The organism is Streptomyces sp. NPDC050439, assembly GCF_040655335.1.
GTDB lineage: Bacteria > Actinomycetota > Actinomycetes > Streptomycetales > Streptomycetaceae > Streptomyces.
In genome coordinates this window covers 471139-488818 of record NZ_JBFAJT010000005.1, presented here as the reverse complement: position 1 = coordinate 488818, position 17680 = coordinate 471139, and the positions used below count along the sequence as shown (strand labels likewise).

Below are 17680 nucleotides of genomic sequence, written 5' to 3'. Positions count from 1 at the left end.
AAGGCAGGGTGTCCCTCGGGGCAGGGGGGCGAGCGGGCCCGTGCGAGACTTTCCGCGTGAGTGCCAACAACAGTCAGAGCCCCGCGGGCCAGCAGAACGCAGCGACGTACGACTCCGCTTTCATGAAGGCCTGCAGGCGTGAGCCCGTGCCGCACACGCCGGTCTGGTTCATGCGGCAGGCGGGGCGCTCACTTCCCGAGTACCGCAAGGTGCGCGAGGGCACGGCCATGCTGGAGTCCTGCATGATGCCGGAGCTGGTCACGGAGATCACGCTGCAGCCGGTGCGCCGCCACAAGGTCGACGCGGCGATCTACTTCAGCGACATCGTGGTCCCCCTCAAGGCCATCGGCATCGACCTGGACATCAAGCCGGGCATCGGCCCGGTCGTCGCCAACCCCATCCGCTCGCGCGCCGACCTCGCCCAGCTGCGGGACCTGACGCCGGACGACGTGAGTTACGTGACCGAGGCGATGGGCATGCTGACGGCCGAGCTGGGGTCGACCCCGCTCATCGGATTCGCCGGAGCGCCTTTCACTCTCGCGAGTTACCTGGTCGAGGGCGGTCCGAGCCGTAACCACGAGAACACCAAGGCGCTCATGTACGGCGACCCGCAGCTGTGGGCCGACCTGCTCGACCGGCTCGCGGAGATCACCGGCGCCTTCCTCAAGGTGCAGATCGAGGCGGGCGCGAGCGCCGTGCAGCTCTTCGACTCGTGGGTGGGCGCGCTGGCCCCCGCCGACTACCGCCGCTCCGTGATGCCCGCGTCGCAGAAGGTCTTCGACGCCGTGGCCTCGTACGGCGTTCCGCGCATCCACTTCGGTGTCGGTACGGGCGAGCTGCTCGGTCTGATGGGCGAGGCGGGCGCCGACGTGATGGGCGTCGACTGGCGCGTGCCGATGGACGAGGCCGTGCGGCGGGTCGGTCCCGGCAAGGCGCTGCAGGGCAACCTCGACCCCGCGGTCCTCTTCTCCACGCGTGAGGCGATCGAGGCCAAGACGGACGAGGTCCTGGACGCCGCCGCGGGTCTTGAGGGGCACATCTTCAACCTCGGCCACGGCGTCCTGCCGACCACGGACCCCGACGCCCTGACGCGGCTCGTGGAGCATGTCCACACGCGGACCGCACGCTGACGAAGTCCTTTCGGGACGTTTCGTGGTCGGCTCGTAGTTGGCTGAAAATCTCGCCTGAATGTGACGGGTGAGGAGCGGGGGAGGGGCGTGTCCGCGGTGCGGACCCGCCCCTCGCGGGTCTAGTCCGCCGCCCGCACCGCCGCGACCGCCTTGCGCGCCGCCACCAGGACCGGGTCCCACACCGGTGAGAACGGCGGTGCGTAGCCGAGGTCGAGCGCCGTCATCTGGTCCACCGTCATCCGGGCCGTCAGGGCCACGGCGGCGATGTCCACGCGCTTGCCCGCGCCCTCGCGGCCGACGATCTGGACGCCGAGCAGCCGTCCCGAGAGACGCTCGGCGAGCATCTTCACGGTCATCACGGCCGCCCCGGGGTAGTAGCCCGCGCGGCTCGTCGACTCGATGGTCACCGTCACGTATCGCAGGCCCGCCGCCCGCGCCTCCTTCTCGCGCAGGCCGGTGCGGGCGATCTCCAGGTCGCAGACCTTGCTGACGGCCGTGCCGACGACACCCGGGAACGTCGCGTAACTCCCGCCCACGTTCGAGCCGATGACCTGGCCGTGCTTGTTGGCGTGCGTGCCGAGCGCGATGTGGCGTTCGCGGCCCGAGACCAGGTCGAGGACCTCGACGCAGTCGCCGCCCGCCCAGATGTTCTCGTGGCCCCGCACCCGCATCGCGAGATCCGTGAGCAGCCCGCCGTACTCACCGAGCGGGAGACCCGCCGCGCGGGCCAGTTCCGTCTCGGGGCGCACGCCGATGCCGAGCACCACCACGTCCGCCGGATACTCGGCGTCCTCGGTGGCCACCGCCCTGACCCGGCCGTCCTCACCGGTGAGGATCTTGGTGACCTCGGCGCCGTTCACCATCTCGATGCCCATGCCGGACATCGCGTCGTGGACGAGGCGGCCCATGTCCGGGTCGAGCGTCGACATCGGTTCCGCGCCGCGGTTGACGACCGTGACCTGGTACCGGCGCTGGATCAGGGCCTCGGCCATCTCCACGCCGATGTAGCCGGCGCCGATGACGACCGCCCTGCGGCCCGGCGTGCGGGCGAGGGTGTCCAGGAGCGCCTGGCCGTCGTCCAGGGTCTGTACGCCGTGCACGCCGGGGGCGTCGATGCCGGGCAGGGAGGGGCGCACCGGCCGGGCGCCGGTGCCGATCACGAGCTTGTCGTACGCCGTCCAGGCCTCGGCCCCGGACTCCAGGTCCCGGGTGCGGACCCGGGCGCCCTCGACGTCGATCTCCATGACCTCCGTACGCATCCGCAGGTCGATGTCGCGGGCCCGGTGCTCCTCGGGCGTACGCGCGATCAGCTCGTCCCGCGAGGGGACGTCGCCGCCGACCCAGTAGGGGATGCCGCAGGCCGAGTACGAGGTGAAGTGGCCGCGCTCGAACGCGACGATCTCCAGCTCCTCAGGGCCCTTGAGCCTGCGTGCCTGCGACGCGGCGGACATGCCCGCCGCGTCGCCCCCGATGATCACCAGTCGTTCCTTCGCGCTCCTCATACGGACACGCTAGGCGCTGCGCTGGCAGAGCAGTGTCAAACCTGCGGGCCCGTTGTGGCTGGTCGCGCCCGCGCGGCGGAGCCGCACGTGTCACGGCCCCGCGCCCCTTAGGGGGCACGACAGGCTCAGTCGTCGTCTCCCTGCGCGTTCACGGCAGGACGGTGCGCCAGTCGGGGCCGAACAAGCCGCTGCCACAGCAGGAACAGCAGGGCCGCCACCGCCACGAACGGCAGGACCGCGCCGAGGGCCACGGCCACCCAGCGCAGCATCGTCACGAAGGCACTCCAGCCGCCGGACAGCGCGTCCACGAACGTCGGGTCGTCGTCGGTGTCCGCCTTCTTCACCGCCGTCTCGCTGAGCGACAGCGTGATCGTGGACATGCTCGTACGGTCCTTGAGCGAGGACTGCCGCGCGAGCAGCGCCTCCAGCTCCGACTGACGGGAGCTCAACTCCCCTTCCAGCGTGACCACGTCGCTCAGCTTCGTCGCCTTGTCCATCAGCTCCCGCACCCGCGCCACGCTCGCCCGCTGCGACTTGATCCGGCTCTCGATGTCGACGACCTGATCGGTCACGTCCTGCGCCTTGGCCTTGCGTTCGATCAGCTTGCCCGTGCCCTCCAGCGACGTCAGGACCTCGTCGTACCGGTCCTGCGGGACGCGCAGCACGAGGCGGGAGCGCTCGTGGCCACGGCCGTCGCGGTCCGTGGTCTCGTCGCCGACGACGCCGCCCGCGTCGACGGCCACGGCACGGGCCTCGTCCAGGGCCTTCGGCACGTCCTTGACGCGGACGGTCAGGGTGGCGGTGCGGATGACGTGGGTGCCGGTGAGCTCGGGCGGCTTCTTCTTGCCGGACTTGTCCGCCTGGCTGCCGCCGCCCACCCCCTTGTCGTCCTCGCTGCCGGACGCGTACGCGTCCTCGCGTGCGCCGCCCGCCGCCTTGTCGCTGTCGCCGGAGTCGCCGCCCGCACTGCACCCGGTGAGCGCGAGGGCGACGGCCAGCAGAAGGGCCGAGAGCGCCTGGACCGTGCGGTGCCATGACTTGCTTTCGCTGGACGCGTGCATTTCGGCGTACCCCCCGAGGGTCGTGGTGACTGATGCTCCTTTGACGCAGGGGAGGGGCAGAACGATGGTTGCCGACCGGTCCCGATGGGGTCACGGTCGGGACTCGCGCGGCTCGTGGAGCACGACTCGTAGAGTGGAGGCATGCGCGAAACGGACACACGTACGGGCCATGTCGTAGTCATCGGCGGCGGGATCGCCGGACTGGCCGCCGCCCACCGATTGCTCATCGCCGGTGCCCGCGTGACCGTCCTGGAAGCCTCCGACCGGCTCGGCGGCAAGCTGCTCCCCGGCGAGATCGAGGGCGTCCGCGTCGACCTCGGCGCCGAGTCGATGCTGGCCCGCCGCCCCGAGGCCGTCGCCCTGGCCCGCGAGGTGGGCCTCGCCGACCGGCTGCAGCCCCCCGCCACGGCGACCGCGGCGATCTGGACCCGCGGAGCTCTGCGGCCGATGCCCAAGGGCCACGTCATGGGCGTGCCCGGCGACGCGTCGGCCCTGGCCGGAGTGCTCTCCGACGAGGGACTGCGGCGCATCGAGCAGGACCGTGACCTGCCGCCCACCGAGGTCGGGGACGACGTCGCGGTCGCCGAGTACGTGGCCGCGCGCCTCGGCCGCGAGGTCGTCGACCGCCTCGTGGAGCCGCTGCTCGGCGGGGTCTACGCGGGCGACGCCTACCGCATCTCGATGCGCTCGGCGGTCCCGCAGCTCTTCGAGGCCGCCCGCGCCCACGACTCCCTCACCGAAGGCGTCCGCGCCATCCAGGCCAGGGCCGCGCGGAACCAGCAGACCGGGCCCGTCTTCATGGGCATCGAGGGCGGCGTCGGCCAACTGCCGCTCGCCGTAGCGGAATCGGTCCGCGCGCGGGGCGGCGAGATCCGCACCGGGACGCCGGTCACCGAGCTGCGCCGCGCCGCGCAGGGCTGGCAGGTCGGCACGGGCGAGCAGACCATCGACGCCGACGCCGTGGTCGTCGCCGTGCCCGCGTACGCCGCCGCCGCGCTCCTCGGCGTCGAGGCGCCCGCCGCCGCGGCCGAGCTCGCGGGCGTCGAGTACGCCTCCATGGCCCTGATGACCCTCGCCTACCGCCGCAGCGAGACCGACCTCCCCGAAGGCAGCGGTTTTCTCGTGCCGCCCGTCGACGGGCACACCATCAAGGCGTCCACCTTCGCGTCACGCAAGTGGGGCTGGATCGCCGACGAGGACCCCGACCTCCTTGTGCTGCGCACGTCGGTGGGGCGGCACGGCGAGACGGAGATCCTCGGGCGCGAGGACGCCGAGCTCGTCGAGCTCTCCCGGCACGACCTGCGCGCGGCCACCGGCCTGGACGCCGAGCCCGTCGCCACCCGCGTCACCCGCTGGCACGAGGGCCTGCCGCAGTACCCCGTCGGCCACCACGCGCGCGTGGCCCGCGTCCGCGAGCACGTGAGCAAGCTGCCCGGCCTCGCGGTGTGCGGAGCGGCGTACGACGGAGTGGGCATCCCCGCGTGCATCGCGAGCGCCTACGCCGCCGTCGACCAGCTGGGCGGTGACCTGGCCGGTGTGCAGGAGCTCACCGCCAACCCGGTGCAGAGCCTGCACGGCGGCGGAGGAGAATAGGGCCATGAGTGACGACGCCCCCGCCAAGAGCCCGAACGCGGGCAAGAAGGCCAAGGACCTCAACGAGGTCATCCGCTACACGCTGTGGTCCGTCTTCAAGCTGCGCGACCTGCTCCCCGAGGACCGCGCCGGCTATGCCGACGAGGTCCAGGAGCTGTTCGACCAGCTCGCCGCCAAGGACATCACCGTCCGCGGCACGTACGACGTGTCCGGTCTGCGCGCCGACGCCGACGTCATGATCTGGTGGCACGCCGAGACCTCCGACGAGCTGCAGGAGGCCTACAACCTCTTCCGGCGCACCAAGCTGGGCCGCGCCCTGGAGCCGGTCTGGTCGAACATGGCGCTGCACCGCCCCGCCGAGTTCAACAAGTCGCACATCCCGGCCTTCCTGGCCGACGAGACGCCGCGCAACTACATCAGCGTCTACCCCTTCGTGCGCTCCTACGACTGGTACCTGCTGCCCGACGAGGACCGTCGCCGCATGCTCAAGGACCACGGCATGATGGCCCGCGGCTACCCCGACGTGCGCGCCAACACGGTCGCCTCGTTCTCCCTCGGCGACTACGAGTGGATGCTCGCCTTCGAGGCGGACGAGCTGTACCGCATCGTCGACCTCATGCGGCACCTGCGCGCCTCCGAGGCCCGCATGCACGTCCGCGAAGAGGTGCCGTTCTACACCGGCCGCCGCAAGTCCGTGGCGGACCTCGTGGCGGGCCTCGCCTAGTTCATCCGGAGCGCCGTTAATTCGGTTGCCGCGCCCTGTCCGGTGCGGGTTTCATCGAGAGGTCGAAGCCAAGGACAGAGAGAACGGTGAATGTATGCCCAGGGCCCCGCGGATCAGCTCGAAGCCAGCCCATTCCGCGACGCACTGGAGTCATCCACACCATGTCCCGCAATACCTCCCGGCGGGCCCGCACTGAGGCGCGCGCCCAGTCCTTCCGCTGCCTGCAGTGCGGTCTCGACGTACCGATGACCGCTCCCGGCACCGACCACCGCAATCACTGCCCCAACTGCCTGTGGAGCCGTCACCTCGACGACACCCCGGGCGACCGGGACGCGGACTGCGGCGCCCGGATGGAACCCCTCGCCATCTCCGTACGCGGAGACGGCGAATGGGTTCTCGTCCACCGCTGCACCCACTGCGGTGTCCTGCACGCCAACCGCACGGCGGGCGACGACAACGCCCTGCCGCTGACCCGGCTCGCGGTGCGCCCGCTGGCCCAGCCGCCGTTCCCGCTGGAGCGTCTCGGCGCCCTGTAGTCAGTCCCTGTGTCAGTGCTTCTCGGGGAGAGCCGCCGCCCGCGCGCCGGACAGCGGCTTGGGCTCCTTGTGGGGCGCGCACGCCGCGCGCTCCACGGGGAGCCTGCCCTCCAGGAGGTAGGCCTCCATGTGGCCGTTGACGCACTTGTTGGGCCCGGCGCCGATGCCGTGGGTGCCCGCGTCCCGCTCGGTCACCAGGACCGAACCGCCCAGCCTGCGGTTCAGCTCCTGTGCGCCCTCGTACGGGGTCGCCGCGTCCCGCTCGGCGGCCAGGATCAGCGTCGGGGGAAGCTCGCCCGCCTCGGTGCGGACGTCCAGGGGCTGCCTGCGGGTCTCGGGCCAGTAGGCGCACGGCAGGTTCATCCAGGCGTTGTCCCAGGTCTCGAAGGGTGCGACGCGCGCGAGCATCGAGTTGTCGCGGTTCCAGGTCTTGAAGTCCGTCGGCCATGACGCGTCGTTGCACTCGACCGCCGTGTAGACGGCGTTGCCGTTCTCCTGCTCCTTGGCCGCCTTCGGCTCGGGAGCCGCCTGCTCGATGAGCGGCTTCGGGTTGCCCTTCACGTACGCCGAGAGCGCCGAGGCGCGCGCCGGCCAGTAGTCGTCGTAGTACCCGGCCTGGAGGAAGGCCGACTGCAGCTGGCCGGGGCCGACCTTGCCGCCCGCGGGCTTGGCCGCCAGCTTGTCGCGCACCTTCTCGTAGCTGCGAAGGACCGCTTCGGGCGTCTTGCCCAGGTGGTACGTGTTGTCGTGCTTGGCCACCCAGGCGCGGAAGTCGGCCCAGCGCCGCTCGAAGGCCGCGGACTGGTCGAGGTTGTTGCGGTACCAGATCTGCTCGGGGTCGGGGTTGACCGCCGAGTCGAAGACCATGCGGCGCACGTGCGAGGGGAAGAGCGAGGCGTACACCGCGCCGAAGTAGGTGCCGTACGAGGCGCCCATGAAGGTCAGCTTCTTCTCGCCGAGCGCCGCCCGCAGCACGTCCAGGTCACGGGCGTTGTTCAGGCTCGTGTAGTGCCGCACCGCCTTGCCGGAACGCTTGACGCAGCCCTCCGCGTACGCCTTCGCCTGCTTGACGCGCTCCAGTTTGTACGCGGTGTCGGGGTGGGTCGGCGACTGCGTCGGCGCCTTGGCGAACTCCTTGGGGTCCTGGCAGGAGATCGGCGCCGAGCGGCCGACACCGCGCGGGGCGTAGCCCACGAGGTCGTACGCCGCCGCGATGCGCTTCCACTCGGGGAGCATGCCGACCATCGGGAAGTACATGCCGGAGCCGCCGGGGCCGCCCGGGTTGAACACGAGGGCGCCCTGCCGCTTGACGGACTTGCCGCGCCGCGGTTCGGCCCGCTCGGTGGCCTTGGTGCGGCTGACGGTCAGTCTGATCTGCTTGCCGCTCGGGTCCGCGTAGTCCAGCGGCACGGTGACCGTGGCGCACTTGACCGAGGGTGGCAGGCCCTCGGCCTTCGGGCAGGCGGCGAAGCGCAGACCGGCGGCCTGCGCGCGCTGGGCCGCGATCTGGGCGCCCTGCGTCTCCGGGTACGGGGTGGTGTCGGCCGCGGACGCGCTTCCCGTGGGGGCGGCGACGAGTGCGGTCAGGACCAAGGATCCGGCGGTTCCGTAGAGGGCGGCTGCTGCTCTCATCGCTCTTCATCCCTTCATTCGGCCGTGCGTTGCTCGAACAAAAGGGATGATTCGTTTGGTAATGGGCGAAGTAAAGCACCGCCCCGCCGGTGTCGGGCGTGTCGGGCTCAATGACTCCGATGCGCCGTGTCCCGGTGCGCGAAGGCCGCGCGGAGTTCCGGGTCGGACAGGGCGCGGGTGCCGCGTACGGCGACGGCGGTGAGGTCGGAGCCGCCGCGCGCGGGCAGCGCGCTCAGCAGGAGCTGGCCCGCGGGCGAGGCCCAGCGCGGGTAGGGGTGGATCTCGAAGCGGGCGACGGCCAGGCAGCCCGCGTTCAGGGCGAGGGCGAGCGCGAACCAGAGCGCGACGTGCGCCTCTCCGTGCGGTTCCTGGTCCGGCATCAGCAGTGCGACGGCGCCGAGCGCGATCACCGCGGCTGCGGCCGTCCGCACCTGCCTGACCGCTCCCGCGACCCCCGACCAGGTGCCCTCCGGGAGGGCGAGGCCCGCCGTGACGAGGCGGTCGGCGAGGGCGCGCATCGCGTCGGTGCCGGCCGCCGCGCGACGTACCGGCGCTATTGGTGACTGCCCGTCCGGACCTATCGCGCCGAGCACGGACCGCTCCATGTCGTCGCCGCCCACCGGGTCGACGACGGTCGCCCAGCCGGTGTGCGCGAGCAGCAGGCGCCGGGCGCGGGCCATCGACACCAGGGTGAGGTCGGTGACGCGGGCGGGCCCGCCGGAGAGGAACGCGGCTTCGTAGAGCGTCAGTTCATGGCCTTGCCCCGGGGCCGCGCCGGGCCGGGCGGCGCGGTACGCGGTGAGGCAGAGCCGGGCGCAGGACAGGCCCGACACGACCCAGGCCACGAGAAGGAGCGGAAGCCAGAACATGCCGGTGTTCTATGCGAGGGGGTGAGGGCGGCGCCACGGGTTATTCAGCATGCGGACGCGGGGTCGCGGGTACGTAACGTTCCGCTTTGCTACGGGGCTTCTCCTTGCCGCTGTCGTCGCGCCCCTTGTCCTCCTTCGGCTTGGGGCGCGAGGCAGGCGGGGGCAGGGAGAAGGTGGGGGAGGGGGAGACCGGGGTCGCCGGAGCCGGGGACTCGGTCGGTCCCGGCGGGGCGGGGGAGCGGGTCACCGGGACGGGGCCCGCCGATGCCGCGTCGCGCGCCAGGTCGTCGAAGTCGACCAGGCCCGTGCCCTCGAGGACCGTGATGTGGTCGAGGACCGTGGTGTTCGCGTCGTCCGCGAGCGCGCGCACCAGCGAGTTGCGGGTGGTCGCGCGGACCTCGGCGACCACCGAGAAGACCTTGCCGTGGGCTGCGCGCAGGATGTTGGCGAACTTCTCGTCGTACGCGCCGCCGTTCGCGTCGCTCATCTCGTCGAGCCAGCCACGCTGCTGCGCGGTCGGCTGGTTGGGCAGTTCCATGTTGAGCCGCGTCGCCACCTCGCGTACGCGTGCGTCCAGGAACGTATGACCCTCGACGAGGTGCTCGCCCGCCGTCTGCACGGCCTTGGTGGTGCCGCGCGCCTCGGCCTGCTGTCCTGCGGGAAGCTCCCACAGGCCCGCGAGCCGCACCTTGGTGATGAAGTCCCGGTCGAGCGCGGAGAGCGGGCCGAACTCCGTCGACACGGTGTCCGCGTCGAGGATGTCCTGGCCGGTGCCCGACCTGTCCTCGTACGACCAGACGGGAAAGAGCAGCGCGGCCAGCGTCGCGACGAGCCCCGCGACGATGAGGCCGGTGCCGTTGATGGATCGCATGACGCCTCCTGTTGCGGCACCGCACGTTAGTGCGCCCCAGAGAGGGACCTGCGCCATACGCCGAGGAGTACGTCAACTGCCGTAGGGGTAAGGGGCATCGGATGCGGGCTCTCGCCCTGGAGGCCGGCGCGCGGGTGGCCGCCTAGGAGCTGCCCCCTCCGCCACCCCCGCAGCCGCCGCCCCCTCCACCCCCGCAGGACGACGAGCCGCCGCCTCCGCAGCCGCCCCCCGAGCTTCCGCAGCTCGCGCCGCCGCAGGTTGAGCTGCTTCCCGTGCCTCCGCACCATGCGATGGTGCCCGAGCCGGAGCTCGCGTACGACGAGGATGTTGCTGCCGTGCGGCCGGGGCGGACGCGGTGCGCGGCCTGGAGCTGTGCGCGCAGGTCGGGGTCGAGGACGCCGACCAGGCCTTCGACGGCCACGCGGTAGGCCGCGCCCGGCGCGAGCGCTCCCGCGGCGCGGTACTCCGCGAGAGCGTTCCGCCCCGTGGCGGTCACCCGCGTGCGGGTGAAGCGGCCGCAGAGCAGGCCGACCAGGGCGCCGAGCAACCAGGCCACGATCAGCAGGATCGTCGCCGCGCTCACGGGGTCCCAGGAGGGGCCGTCGCCGTCCTCGACGGCGATGACGCCGATGACGAGGAAGAACCCGGCGAAGCTCAGGGCGTGGTGCCGGTTCTTGCGGCGCCGCAGGCGGTCGACGGCCTCGGGGCGCACCAGCAGCCCGCGCCGGGCCAGCGTGTCGCCGATCGCCTGCACGGCGGGGCTGCGCATCACGCCGATGCGCAGCCAGTGCAGCGCACCGCTCGGCGCCGCCTCGTGCGCCTGGAGCACCGCACCCTCCACCGGGTTGCGGACCTCGGTCGACTGGAGCGCGACGACGCCGGGGAACGCGACCACCAGGCGCCCGTCCTCGTGCATGGCCGCTATCACGGCGTCGGCGACCCGGCCGGGTCCACCGCCCAGGAACGCGGCCTCCAGGGGGTCGAACACCGCGCCGTGCCGGGCGTCGGACTGCGGCGGCGCGGCCTGCCGTATGCGGGAGACGCCGACGAGGAGAGCGGCCGAGGAGGCTGCGACCAGTAGGGCGAAGGCGAGGGACAGGATCTCCATGGCTGCCGGCCCTCCTAGCCCCGGCGGAGCGCGAACCGCGCCGCCCGCAGCCACCGGGTGACGGGCCGCGCGTCCAGCGGCACGGGCCCGGACCGGTCGAGCCACCACCGGGTCAGCCTGCCCCGCGCCTCCGCGTTCTCGGGCAGCCCGGCGAGCAGCAGCCGCTCGGCGAAGTCCAGGGCGTCACGCCGGTAGCCGCCGGGCATCGGCCGCGCCTGCGCGTACGCGAAGAACTCCGCGCGATAGCGCGCGCCGAGGATCTCCGGCAGCTCGGGCGCCACCTTCGCCACGACGTCCGCCCGCTTGCCGGTCAACGCCCGGCTCTGCACGGCCAGCCGGGCCCGGTCGAAGCCCTCGGGCGCGGGCGTCTTGGCCACCAGGGCGGAAAGGAGCGCGGTCTGCGCGAGGGCGAGCCGCTGACGGGCGGGGGCGGACGCCGTGGTCGCGTCGGGCCCACCGGCCTCGTCCCGCGCCGTGCCCCCAGCGCACTCACCGGATGCGGGCGCCTTCGTCCGCACCCTCTCCCGTATCGCCTCCAGCTCCCGCTCCAGCTCCTTCGGCGCCGGGAAGTTCTCGTCCCGTTCCAGCAGGACACCCGGCGGACTCACCCGGGACGCCAGGTCCGACAGGATCGCCAGGACCGGCTCGGGCACCGGGTGGGCGTGGCTGTCGTGCCAGACGCCGTCCCGCTCGAAGCCGCCCGCGACATGGACGTACGCGATGGCCTCGACCGGCAGTTCGTCCAGCGCCTTCGACGGGTCCTCGCCGCGGTTGACGTGGTTCGTGTGGAGGTTGGCCACGTCGATGAGGAGACGTACGCCGGTGCGCTCGACGAGTTCGTACAGGAACTGCCCCTCCGTCATCTCCTCGCCGGGCCAGGAGATCAGCGCCGCGATGTTCTCCACGGCGAGCGGCACCGGCAGCGCGTCCTGCGCGATGCGCACGTTCTCGCACAACACGTCGAGGGCGTCACGGGTGCGCGGCACGGGAAGCAGGTGGCCCGCCTCCAGCGGCTGCGAGGCCGTCAGCGGGCCCCCGGCCCGTACGAACGCGATGTGCTCGGTGACCAGCGGTGAGCCGAGCACCTGCGCCCGCTCGGCGAGCGCGGCGAGGCGCGTCTCGTCGGGGCGGTCGGCGCCGCCGAGGCCGAGCGAGACGCCGTGCGGCACCACCGTGACCCCGCGTTCCCGCAGCCGCAGGAGGGAATCGGGCAGGTGCCCGGGGCACAGGTTCTCCGACACGGCCTCGACCCAGTCGATGCCGGGCATCCCTTCCACGGCGTCCGCTATCTCCGGACGCCACCCGATTCCGGTCCCCAGATGTTTCATGATCCCCCTCCTCCGCCAAGACCCCGCGTCGCGCCCGTGTCTTGTGAACGTGTGCAGGAGTCATGGCCCCGGCCGAAGCGGCCGAACCCCTGAGGAGGGACGTTCAGAGCTACATTTGAGGTTCCGGCCGGTTGGTGTTGACCTCGCCGGGCGGCGCGGGCGAGGGCCGTGACGTCGTCGACACATCGCCGGTCGGACCGGCCGGCGGGGGCACCGGGGGGACACCGGAGGGCGGCGGAGGGCCGCTGGGGCTGGCCGTCGCGGTCGCCGCGCCGCCGTTGGCGATGTCGTCGAAGTCGACGAGGCCGGTCGCCTCCAGCATCGTGATGTGGTCGAGGACCGTCTGGTTGGAGTCGCTGGCCAGCTGCCGTATGAGGGTGTTGCGGGTGCTGTCCCGCACCTGCGCGATCACGCTGAACACCTTGCCGTGCGCGACCCGCAGCAGATTCGCGAACTTCCGCTGGTACTCCATCCCTTCGGCCTCGGTCAACTCCTGGAGCCAGCCCTGCTGTTGGGCGGTGGGCTGGTTCGGAAGCTCCACGCCGAGCTGCGCCGCGACCGCGCGGGCCCGCTTGTCGAGGTCCGTGTGGCCGACGATCAGGTGGTCGCCCGCCTCCTTGATCGCCTCGGTCGGCGCGCGCTCGACGGCCTGCTGACCGGCAGGGAGTTCCCACAGGCCGGCGAGCCGTACCTTCACCAGCAGATCCCGGTCGGCCGCCGAGAGCGGACCCCACTGGGTGGCCACCGAACCGGCGGCCAGATTGGCGGGCCCCGTGCCCGAACGGTCCGCGTAGGACCACATGGGGAACGCGAGCGCGCCCAGTGTGACCACGAGTGCCGCGATGATCAGAGCCGTGCCGTTGATGCGCCGCAATGTGCCGTGCCTTCCTGCCCGTCGACCTGCCCGTCAACCTGCCGTGAGGCAAGCTACTTCCTGGTACCAGGGGATACGGAAGATGCGTGCGTGATGTTCAACGCTTTGCCAGGTCGTCGTGTGACGTGGGCGACCTTCCCAGGAGCGCCAGCATCTCCTCCAGCGGCGAGGCATCCTCCGGCGTCGGCAGGGCGGGCGCGAACGCCGCGCCCGGCCCACGGAGTTCGGGATCCTTGGGCACCCGGCGGGCGATGTCGAGCGCGGCATCGACGACCGGCCCCGGCAGTTCGAGGCCGACGCCGACGGTCGTCGCCACGTCCCAGGAGTGCACCACGTAATCCAGGAGATGGAAGCCGACGGCAATCCGTCCCGTGAACGTCCCGCCGATCTCGGGCAGCGTGAACCCCCGCTCCATGACGCCCTCTTCAACGAACGCGGCCAGCACGTGGCGCACCGCTTCCTCGTACACCTTGACCGGGTCGCGTCCGAGATCCGGCGCGATCCAGTACGTACGGTCGTCGCCCGATCCGCGAGCCGCCGCCGCGAACCCGTGATGCTGAGCGGCCATGTGCGCCACCAGGTCGCGCAGCGTCCAGCCGGCGCAGGGGGAGGGGCGCTCCCAGTCGGTGTCGCGGGCCGCGCGCAGGACGCGAAGGGATTCCTGGAGGGCGGTGCGGTCGAGTGCGATGAGGTCCGTCATTGCGGTGTCACTCGCTTTCCGTGGCGTGAACGGCGGTGGGTGGCGCGGAAGTTGACCCGATGGGGTCCGGGCCGGTGAGCAAGGAGTGCGCGGCGGCCCAGACACCGTCGGGATCGAAGCGGTCCACCGCCCAGGCGGTGGCGCGCATCTCACCCCGGTCCCGGTGCGCGCGGACGATCCGTACGTGGTCGGGGCGTCCGACGAACGCGTACAGCGACCGCTCGTCGGCCCAGACCGAGACGGAACCCGAGCGCTTGCGCCACGGGTCGGCCCAGAGCCACATGCCGACGGCACCGGGCGTACGAGGCCAGCTCCGGCGCAGCCGCAGCCCCGACAGGGCGATGGGGAGGGTCTGGGAGTGACGGCGGGCGGTGAACTCCGTGACGCTCACCAGGACGTGGTCCTGCGTGGCTGCCTCGGGGCCGGGCTGCCAGGGCGAGCGGGAGATGGATCGCGGGATCAGTGAAGGCATGCGACGAGCGTAAATCTAAACGAACGGTCGTGCTACTTGTTTGGCGAGGCCGGCTGGTCTCCGGAGGGCGGGAATCAGGGGAGTTGGGGCACCTGCGACGGATTTGTCGCCGTTGCGCGCAGCCGTGCCGTGATGGCGACGGCCGCCCTGCGGTAGGCGCCCGGCTCGTCGTGCAGCACCGAGTGCGCGTTCGCCGTCTCCATCAGGGCGATGAGCTCGAAGGCGAGCTGGGGGACGTCGGTGTCCGGGAGCAGCTCGCCGGTGTCGCGCGCCTCGGCGACGCAGCGCTCCACCTGGCCGGTCCAGTCACGGTTGGCGCGGACCAGCGCGTCGTGCACGGCGCCCTCGCGGGCGTCGAACTCCGCGATCACCCCGTAGAAGAAGCAGCCACCGGGAAAGACCCGCTGCTCCGAGTAGTCGAGCCAGCGCGCGCACAGCTGCCGTACGCGGTCGAGGCCGGGCGGCGACTGCGTGGCCGGTTCCACCACGGCGTCCAGGAAGATGCGGCCCGCCGCGCGTACGGTCGCGAGCTGCAGTTCCTCCTTGGAGCCGAAGAGCGCGAAGACCCCGCTCTTGCTGAGCTTCAGCTCGGTGGCGAGACGACCGACGGACAGCGCGTCCAGGCCCTCGACCGAGGCGATGTCGACCGTACGGCGCAGGACGAGACGCCGGGTCTGATTGCCGCGCTCGACGCGCCCGTCCAGCTTGGCACTCGCCGCGCCCGCGCCCACTTCCACGCCCGCGCCGGTTCCGTTCGCGCTCACGTCGAGCTCGCCTGCCATGTGGATCTCCTCAACGCCGTGCCCGGCTCAGCGCAGGGCGGGGTGGTCGGCGACCACGGTGCAGGAGCCGGGGGCGATCTCCGTGAAGCCCGCGTCCCGCACCACCGGCAGACCGCTCGCCACGAGTTCGCTCCAGCGCGAGGCGTCCGGGGTGCGGACGGAGAGCGGGTAACCGGCGTCCCGCCAGGCCACGCGCTCCTCGTCCGACAGCTCCCACCAGGCGAGTTGGGCGCCGTGCCCGGCCTGCGCCATCGCCTTGCCCGCCGACATGTCGACATCGGGGCTCATCCACAGGACCGGCGCGGTCGCGTCCGCGGGCGGCACCGCCTCCGGGTCGTCCAGGTCCGTGCCCGAGACCTGCAGCCGGGCCAGGTCCTTGGGCCAGCCGTCCAACGGCACCGGAGGAAAGACGCGGACCTCCGCCGACTTGCCCGTGACCGTGATGCCGGGCAGCGCCTCGGCCCGCCGCCACTCGGCGCCGCGGGCCCGCCGGACCACCTTGCGGATCCTGGCGTCCTGCCAGTCACGCATGGCCTGCGCCCACTCACCGTCGCCGGTGGACCGCTCGTCGCCGAGCATGACGAGCACCGCGCGGGCAGCGGTCTCCAGGGCGTCCGTACGGTGCGGAGGCTCGGCGCGCTCGATGCGGGCCACCAGCGGCAGTACGTACTGCGGTGCCTCGTCGCGTGTCGTCTTCTCCACGCGGAAGGGGCTGTCCTGGGGGTCTGGGGTGTCCTGCGGCCGGGAGGCCCCGGCGGTCTGGTCGCTGCTCACGCGTCCAGTCTGCCAGGCGGAAGATCGGGCCCGTCAGGGGCTTTGCCCGATGAGCCCGTACCTTGCCACGGTGTCGGACCCCTGCGCGAGGATGGCGGCATGGACAGTGATCTTGTGGGGGTCGTGCTGCGGCTCGACGGGGCGGGGCGGCGCTACGCGGTGGGCGGGCCATGGGTGCTGAGAAGCGTCAGCCTCGGCATACGCGCGGGCACGCTGGTGCGGATCGAGGGCGCGAACGGCACCGGCAAGTCGACCCTGCTGCGGCTGCTCGCCGGGATCGACGCCCCGACCGAGGGCCGCGTCGTCGGCCGGCCGCGCACGGCGTACGTCCCCGAACGCTTCCCCGCGGCACTGCCGTTCACGGCCGTCGGCTACCTCACGCACATGGGCCGCATCCACGGCCTGGCGAAGGGCGCGGCGGCGCGGGGCGCCGAGGAGTGGCTCGAGCGCTTCGGGGCCGGGAGCTACGCCCGTACGCCCCTGTCGGAACTGTCCAAGGGCAGCAGCCAGAAGGTCGCCGTGGCCCAGGCGCTCCTCGCGGGACCGGAGCTGCTCGTCCTCGACGAGGCCTGGACGGGCCTGGACGCGGCGGCCCGCGACGAACTCGACCGGGCCGTCGCCGAGCGGACCGCGGAGGGCGGCGCCGTCGTCTTCGTGGACCACGACCCGCGGCGGCTCTCGGGGGCGGTCGACGTGACGTATGCGGTGATCGGATCGTCGGTGAACGCCCTTACTGCTGGGAGCACTTCACCGGATTCGGCCGCCGAAGGGGCCCCTGCGACCGTGATCGAGGCGCAGGGCCCGCCGGGTGCCGCGCCGCCTTCCCTGCCCGGCACGGTCACCGTCACCGGGCACTCCGCGGAAGGGGCGCTGCGGCTGACGGTGGCGTCGACCCACTCGGACATCGCACTGCGCGCGCTCCTTGCGGCGCGACCGCCGTGGCATGTGGTGTCGGTGGGCCCCGCGCCGGGCCCCGCGTCGGGTCCCTTGGCGGGCGACGCACGTCCCGAGGCGAGCGAGGTGGGGGAGCGATGAACGCCCTGCTCAGCTATCAGTCCACCCTGCTCCTGCGGTCCCAGCGCTGGCTCGCGCCCGTCATCCTGTACGCCGCGTTCCTCGCGGTCGGCGTGCAGAGCGGGCAGCCGATCCTCGACTCCCTCGCGTACGCGGCCGCCGCGCTGCTGCCCGTGGCCGCCTGGCTGGTACGGATCTGCGTCACCAACGAGCCGCCCGCCGCCCGCAGTTGCTCGGCCGCGGCGGCCGGTCCCTGGCGGGCCCAGCTGGCCTGTCTGCTCTCCGCGTTCCTCGCCACGGCTCTGCTCGGCGCCGTCGCCACGCTCGTCGTGGCGGTGATCAGCGACCCGGCGAGCACCGATCACCGGACCGCCGTGAACCGGCTGGCGGCGAGCGGTGCGGGGCTGCTCGCCATGCTCGTGAGCGCGCTCGTGGGCACCGCCATCGGCGCCGTCACGAGTTGGCCGCTGATGCGCTCGCCGGGCCGGGCGATCCCGGTGCTGCTGCTCGCCTCGCTGCTCTCCCTGGTGACCACCGGCTCCCCCGCGAAGGCGGTCATGACCGGGCTCGTCTCCGGGTCGCGGGACGGGGTGGTGCCGGTGCCGATGCTGCCGGTCGCGGGGGCGGCGGCGCTGGCCGCGGCGGCCGTGGGAGCGGCCTGCGGGCTGGCCTCGCGCAGGGGCTGAGTACGCCCGGGTGCCGGGGAGGGG

The 17680-nt window shown here is 72.5% G+C and carries 18 protein-coding genes; 6 read left to right on the top strand and 12 right to left on the bottom strand.

All coding sequences use genetic code 11. The features are described 5' to 3' along the window. Positions 1-56: 56 nt before the first annotated feature. The gene (gene hemE, locus AB0I66_RS23330) at positions 57-1130 is read left to right on the top strand and encodes a uroporphyrinogen decarboxylase (RefSeq protein ID WP_363209846.1); all 1074 of its coding nucleotides are present in this window, start codon (positions 57-59) and stop codon (positions 1128-1130) included. Between the two features lie 119 nt (positions 1131-1249). Here hemE and AB0I66_RS23325 read toward each other — a convergent pair whose 3' ends face one another. Both AB0I66_RS23325 and AB0I66_RS23320 read right to left on the bottom strand, forming a co-directional pair. Beyond that, complete coding sequence (locus AB0I66_RS23325) at positions 1250-2632, bottom strand: FAD-dependent oxidoreductase (RefSeq protein ID WP_363209845.1); 1383 nt, start codon at positions 2630-2632, stop codon at positions 1250-1252. A 125-nt stretch (positions 2633-2757) separates the two neighbouring features. Continuing rightward, on the bottom strand, positions 2758-3693 hold the full coding sequence (locus tag AB0I66_RS23320; RefSeq protein WP_363209844.1) for a DUF4349 domain-containing protein: 936 nt from the start codon (positions 3691-3693) through the stop codon (positions 2758-2760). Positions 3694-3834: 141 nt separating this feature from the next. Between AB0I66_RS23320 and hemG the strand changes: the two genes are divergently transcribed. The 3 genes from hemG to AB0I66_RS23305 all read left to right on the top strand — a co-directional run bounded on the left by hemG (position 3835) and on the right by AB0I66_RS23305 (position 6546). Next, a complete protein-coding gene (gene hemG / locus AB0I66_RS23315; RefSeq protein WP_363209843.1) occupies positions 3835-5286 on the top strand; it encodes a protoporphyrinogen oxidase in 1452 nt (483 codons plus the stop codon). A 4-nt stretch (positions 5287-5290) separates the two neighbouring features. Further along, positions 5291-6010 carry a hydrogen peroxide-dependent heme synthase gene (hemQ, locus tag AB0I66_RS23310; RefSeq protein WP_363209842.1) on the top strand — a complete coding sequence of 240 codons (720 nt, stop codon included), beginning with the start codon at positions 5291-5293 and terminating at the stop codon, positions 6008-6010. Positions 6011-6171: 161 nt separating this feature from the next. Continuing rightward, positions 6172-6546: an RNHCP domain-containing protein gene (locus tag AB0I66_RS23305; RefSeq protein WP_363209841.1), complete on the top strand. Its 375-nt coding sequence runs from the start codon at positions 6172-6174 to the stop codon at positions 6544-6546. Positions 6547-6558: 12 nt separating this feature from the next. Here the strand turns inward: AB0I66_RS23305 and AB0I66_RS23300 are convergent, their stop codons facing one another. From AB0I66_RS23300 to AB0I66_RS23255, 10 genes are all read right to left on the bottom strand, one after another. Then, complete coding sequence (locus AB0I66_RS23300; protein WP_363209840.1) at positions 6559-8178, bottom strand: alpha/beta hydrolase; 1620 nt, start codon at positions 8176-8178, stop codon at positions 6559-6561. A gap of 107 nt (positions 8179-8285) precedes the next feature. Beyond that, positions 8286-9047 (bottom strand): TIGR04222 domain-containing membrane protein, encoded by a 762-nt coding sequence (locus tag AB0I66_RS23295; protein ID WP_363209839.1) that lies wholly within the window; start codon positions 9045-9047, stop codon positions 8286-8288. A gap of 40 nt (positions 9048-9087) precedes the next feature. Then, complete coding sequence (locus AB0I66_RS23290; RefSeq protein ID WP_363209838.1) at positions 9088-9918, bottom strand: DUF4142 domain-containing protein; 831 nt, start codon at positions 9916-9918, stop codon at positions 9088-9090. 142 nt (positions 9919-10060) lie between these two features. After that, positions 10061-11026 carry a TIGR04222 domain-containing membrane protein gene (locus tag AB0I66_RS23285; protein ID WP_363209837.1) on the bottom strand — a complete coding sequence of 322 codons (966 nt, stop codon included), beginning with the start codon at positions 11024-11026 and terminating at the stop codon, positions 10061-10063. 14 nt (positions 11027-11040) lie between these two features. Then, complete coding sequence (locus AB0I66_RS23280; protein WP_363209836.1) at positions 11041-12354, bottom strand: DUF692 domain-containing protein; 1314 nt, start codon at positions 12352-12354, stop codon at positions 11041-11043. Positions 12355-12463: 109 nt separating this feature from the next. Further along, positions 12464-13228, bottom strand: a complete 765-nt coding sequence (locus AB0I66_RS23275) for a DUF4142 domain-containing protein (protein ID WP_363209835.1) — start codon at positions 13226-13228, stop codon at positions 12464-12466. A gap of 97 nt (positions 13229-13325) precedes the next feature. Further along, positions 13326-13928 carry a TIGR03086 family metal-binding protein gene (locus tag AB0I66_RS23270; protein ID WP_363209834.1) on the bottom strand — a complete coding sequence of 201 codons (603 nt, stop codon included), beginning with the start codon at positions 13926-13928 and terminating at the stop codon, positions 13326-13328. Between the two features lie 7 nt (positions 13929-13935). Continuing rightward, complete coding sequence (locus AB0I66_RS23265; RefSeq protein WP_363209833.1) at positions 13936-14400, bottom strand: hypothetical protein; 465 nt, start codon at positions 14398-14400, stop codon at positions 13936-13938. Between the two features lie 74 nt (positions 14401-14474). Continuing rightward, entirely contained in the window at positions 14475-15182 is a 708-nt protein-coding gene (locus AB0I66_RS23260; RefSeq protein WP_363209832.1) for a TetR/AcrR family transcriptional regulator, read from the bottom strand. Between the two features lie 27 nt (positions 15183-15209). Further along, entirely contained in the window at positions 15210-15956 is a 747-nt protein-coding gene (locus AB0I66_RS23255) for a peptidyl-tRNA hydrolase (protein WP_363209831.1), read from the bottom strand. Positions 15957-16055: 99 nt separating this feature from the next. Here AB0I66_RS23255 and AB0I66_RS23250 point away from each other — a divergent pair, with 99 nt between their 5' ends. Together AB0I66_RS23250 and AB0I66_RS23245 are read left to right on the top strand one after the other, a co-directional pair. Continuing rightward, a complete protein-coding gene (locus AB0I66_RS23250) occupies positions 16056-16991 on the top strand; it encodes an ATP-binding cassette domain-containing protein (RefSeq protein ID WP_363209830.1) in 936 nt (311 codons plus the stop codon). After that, positions 16988-17656, top strand: coding sequence for an ABC transporter (locus AB0I66_RS23245; RefSeq protein WP_363209829.1), 669 nt, complete (start codon positions 16988-16990; stop codon positions 17654-17656). The genes AB0I66_RS23250 and AB0I66_RS23245 overlap by 4 nt, the downstream gene beginning before the upstream one ends. The last annotated feature ends 24 nt before the right edge of the window (positions 17657-17680 follow it).

What these genes read in the sequence shown, in the direction of transcription:
- AB0I66_RS23245 (WP_363209829.1), top strand. Translation starts at nt 16,988, where the DNA reads ATGAACGCCCTGCTCAGCTATCAGTCCACCCTGCTCCTGCGGTCCCAG.
- AB0I66_RS23320 (WP_363209844.1), bottom strand. Translation starts at nt 3,693, where the DNA reads ATGCACGCGTCCAGCGAAAGCAAGTCATGGCACCGCACGGTCCAGGCG.
- hemG (WP_363209843.1), top strand. Translation starts at nt 3,835, where the DNA reads ATGCGCGAAACGGACACACGTACGGGCCATGTCGTAGTCATCGGCGGC.
- AB0I66_RS23250 (WP_363209830.1), top strand. Translation starts at nt 16,056, where the DNA reads ATGGACAGTGATCTTGTGGGGGTCGTGCTGCGGCTCGACGGGGCGGGG.
- AB0I66_RS23270 (WP_363209834.1), bottom strand. Translation starts at nt 13,928, where the DNA reads ATGACGGACCTCATCGCACTCGACCGCACCGCCCTCCAGGAATCCCTT.
- AB0I66_RS23295 (WP_363209839.1), bottom strand. Translation starts at nt 9,047, where the DNA reads ATGTTCTGGCTTCCGCTCCTTCTCGTGGCCTGGGTCGTGTCGGGCCTG.
- AB0I66_RS23300 (WP_363209840.1), bottom strand. Translation starts at nt 8,178, where the DNA reads ATGAGAGCAGCAGCCGCCCTCTACGGAACCGCCGGATCCTTGGTCCTG.
- AB0I66_RS23290 (WP_363209838.1), bottom strand. Translation starts at nt 9,918, where the DNA reads ATGCGATCCATCAACGGCACCGGCCTCATCGTCGCGGGGCTCGTCGCG.
- AB0I66_RS23325 (WP_363209845.1), bottom strand. Translation starts at nt 2,632, where the DNA reads ATGAGGAGCGCGAAGGAACGACTGGTGATCATCGGGGGCGACGCGGCG.
- AB0I66_RS23260 (WP_363209832.1), bottom strand. Translation starts at nt 15,182, where the DNA reads ATGGCAGGCGAGCTCGACGTGAGCGCGAACGGAACCGGCGCGGGCGTG.
- AB0I66_RS23265 (WP_363209833.1), bottom strand. Translation starts at nt 14,400, where the DNA reads ATGCCTTCACTGATCCCGCGATCCATCTCCCGCTCGCCCTGGCAGCCC.
- AB0I66_RS23305 (WP_363209841.1), top strand. Translation starts at nt 6,172, where the DNA reads ATGTCCCGCAATACCTCCCGGCGGGCCCGCACTGAGGCGCGCGCCCAG.
- AB0I66_RS23280 (WP_363209836.1), bottom strand. Translation starts at nt 12,354, where the DNA reads ATGAAACATCTGGGGACCGGAATCGGGTGGCGTCCGGAGATAGCGGAC.
- AB0I66_RS23285 (WP_363209837.1), bottom strand. Translation starts at nt 11,026, where the DNA reads ATGGAGATCCTGTCCCTCGCCTTCGCCCTACTGGTCGCAGCCTCCTCG.
- hemQ (WP_363209842.1), top strand. Translation starts at nt 5,291, where the DNA reads ATGAGTGACGACGCCCCCGCCAAGAGCCCGAACGCGGGCAAGAAGGCC.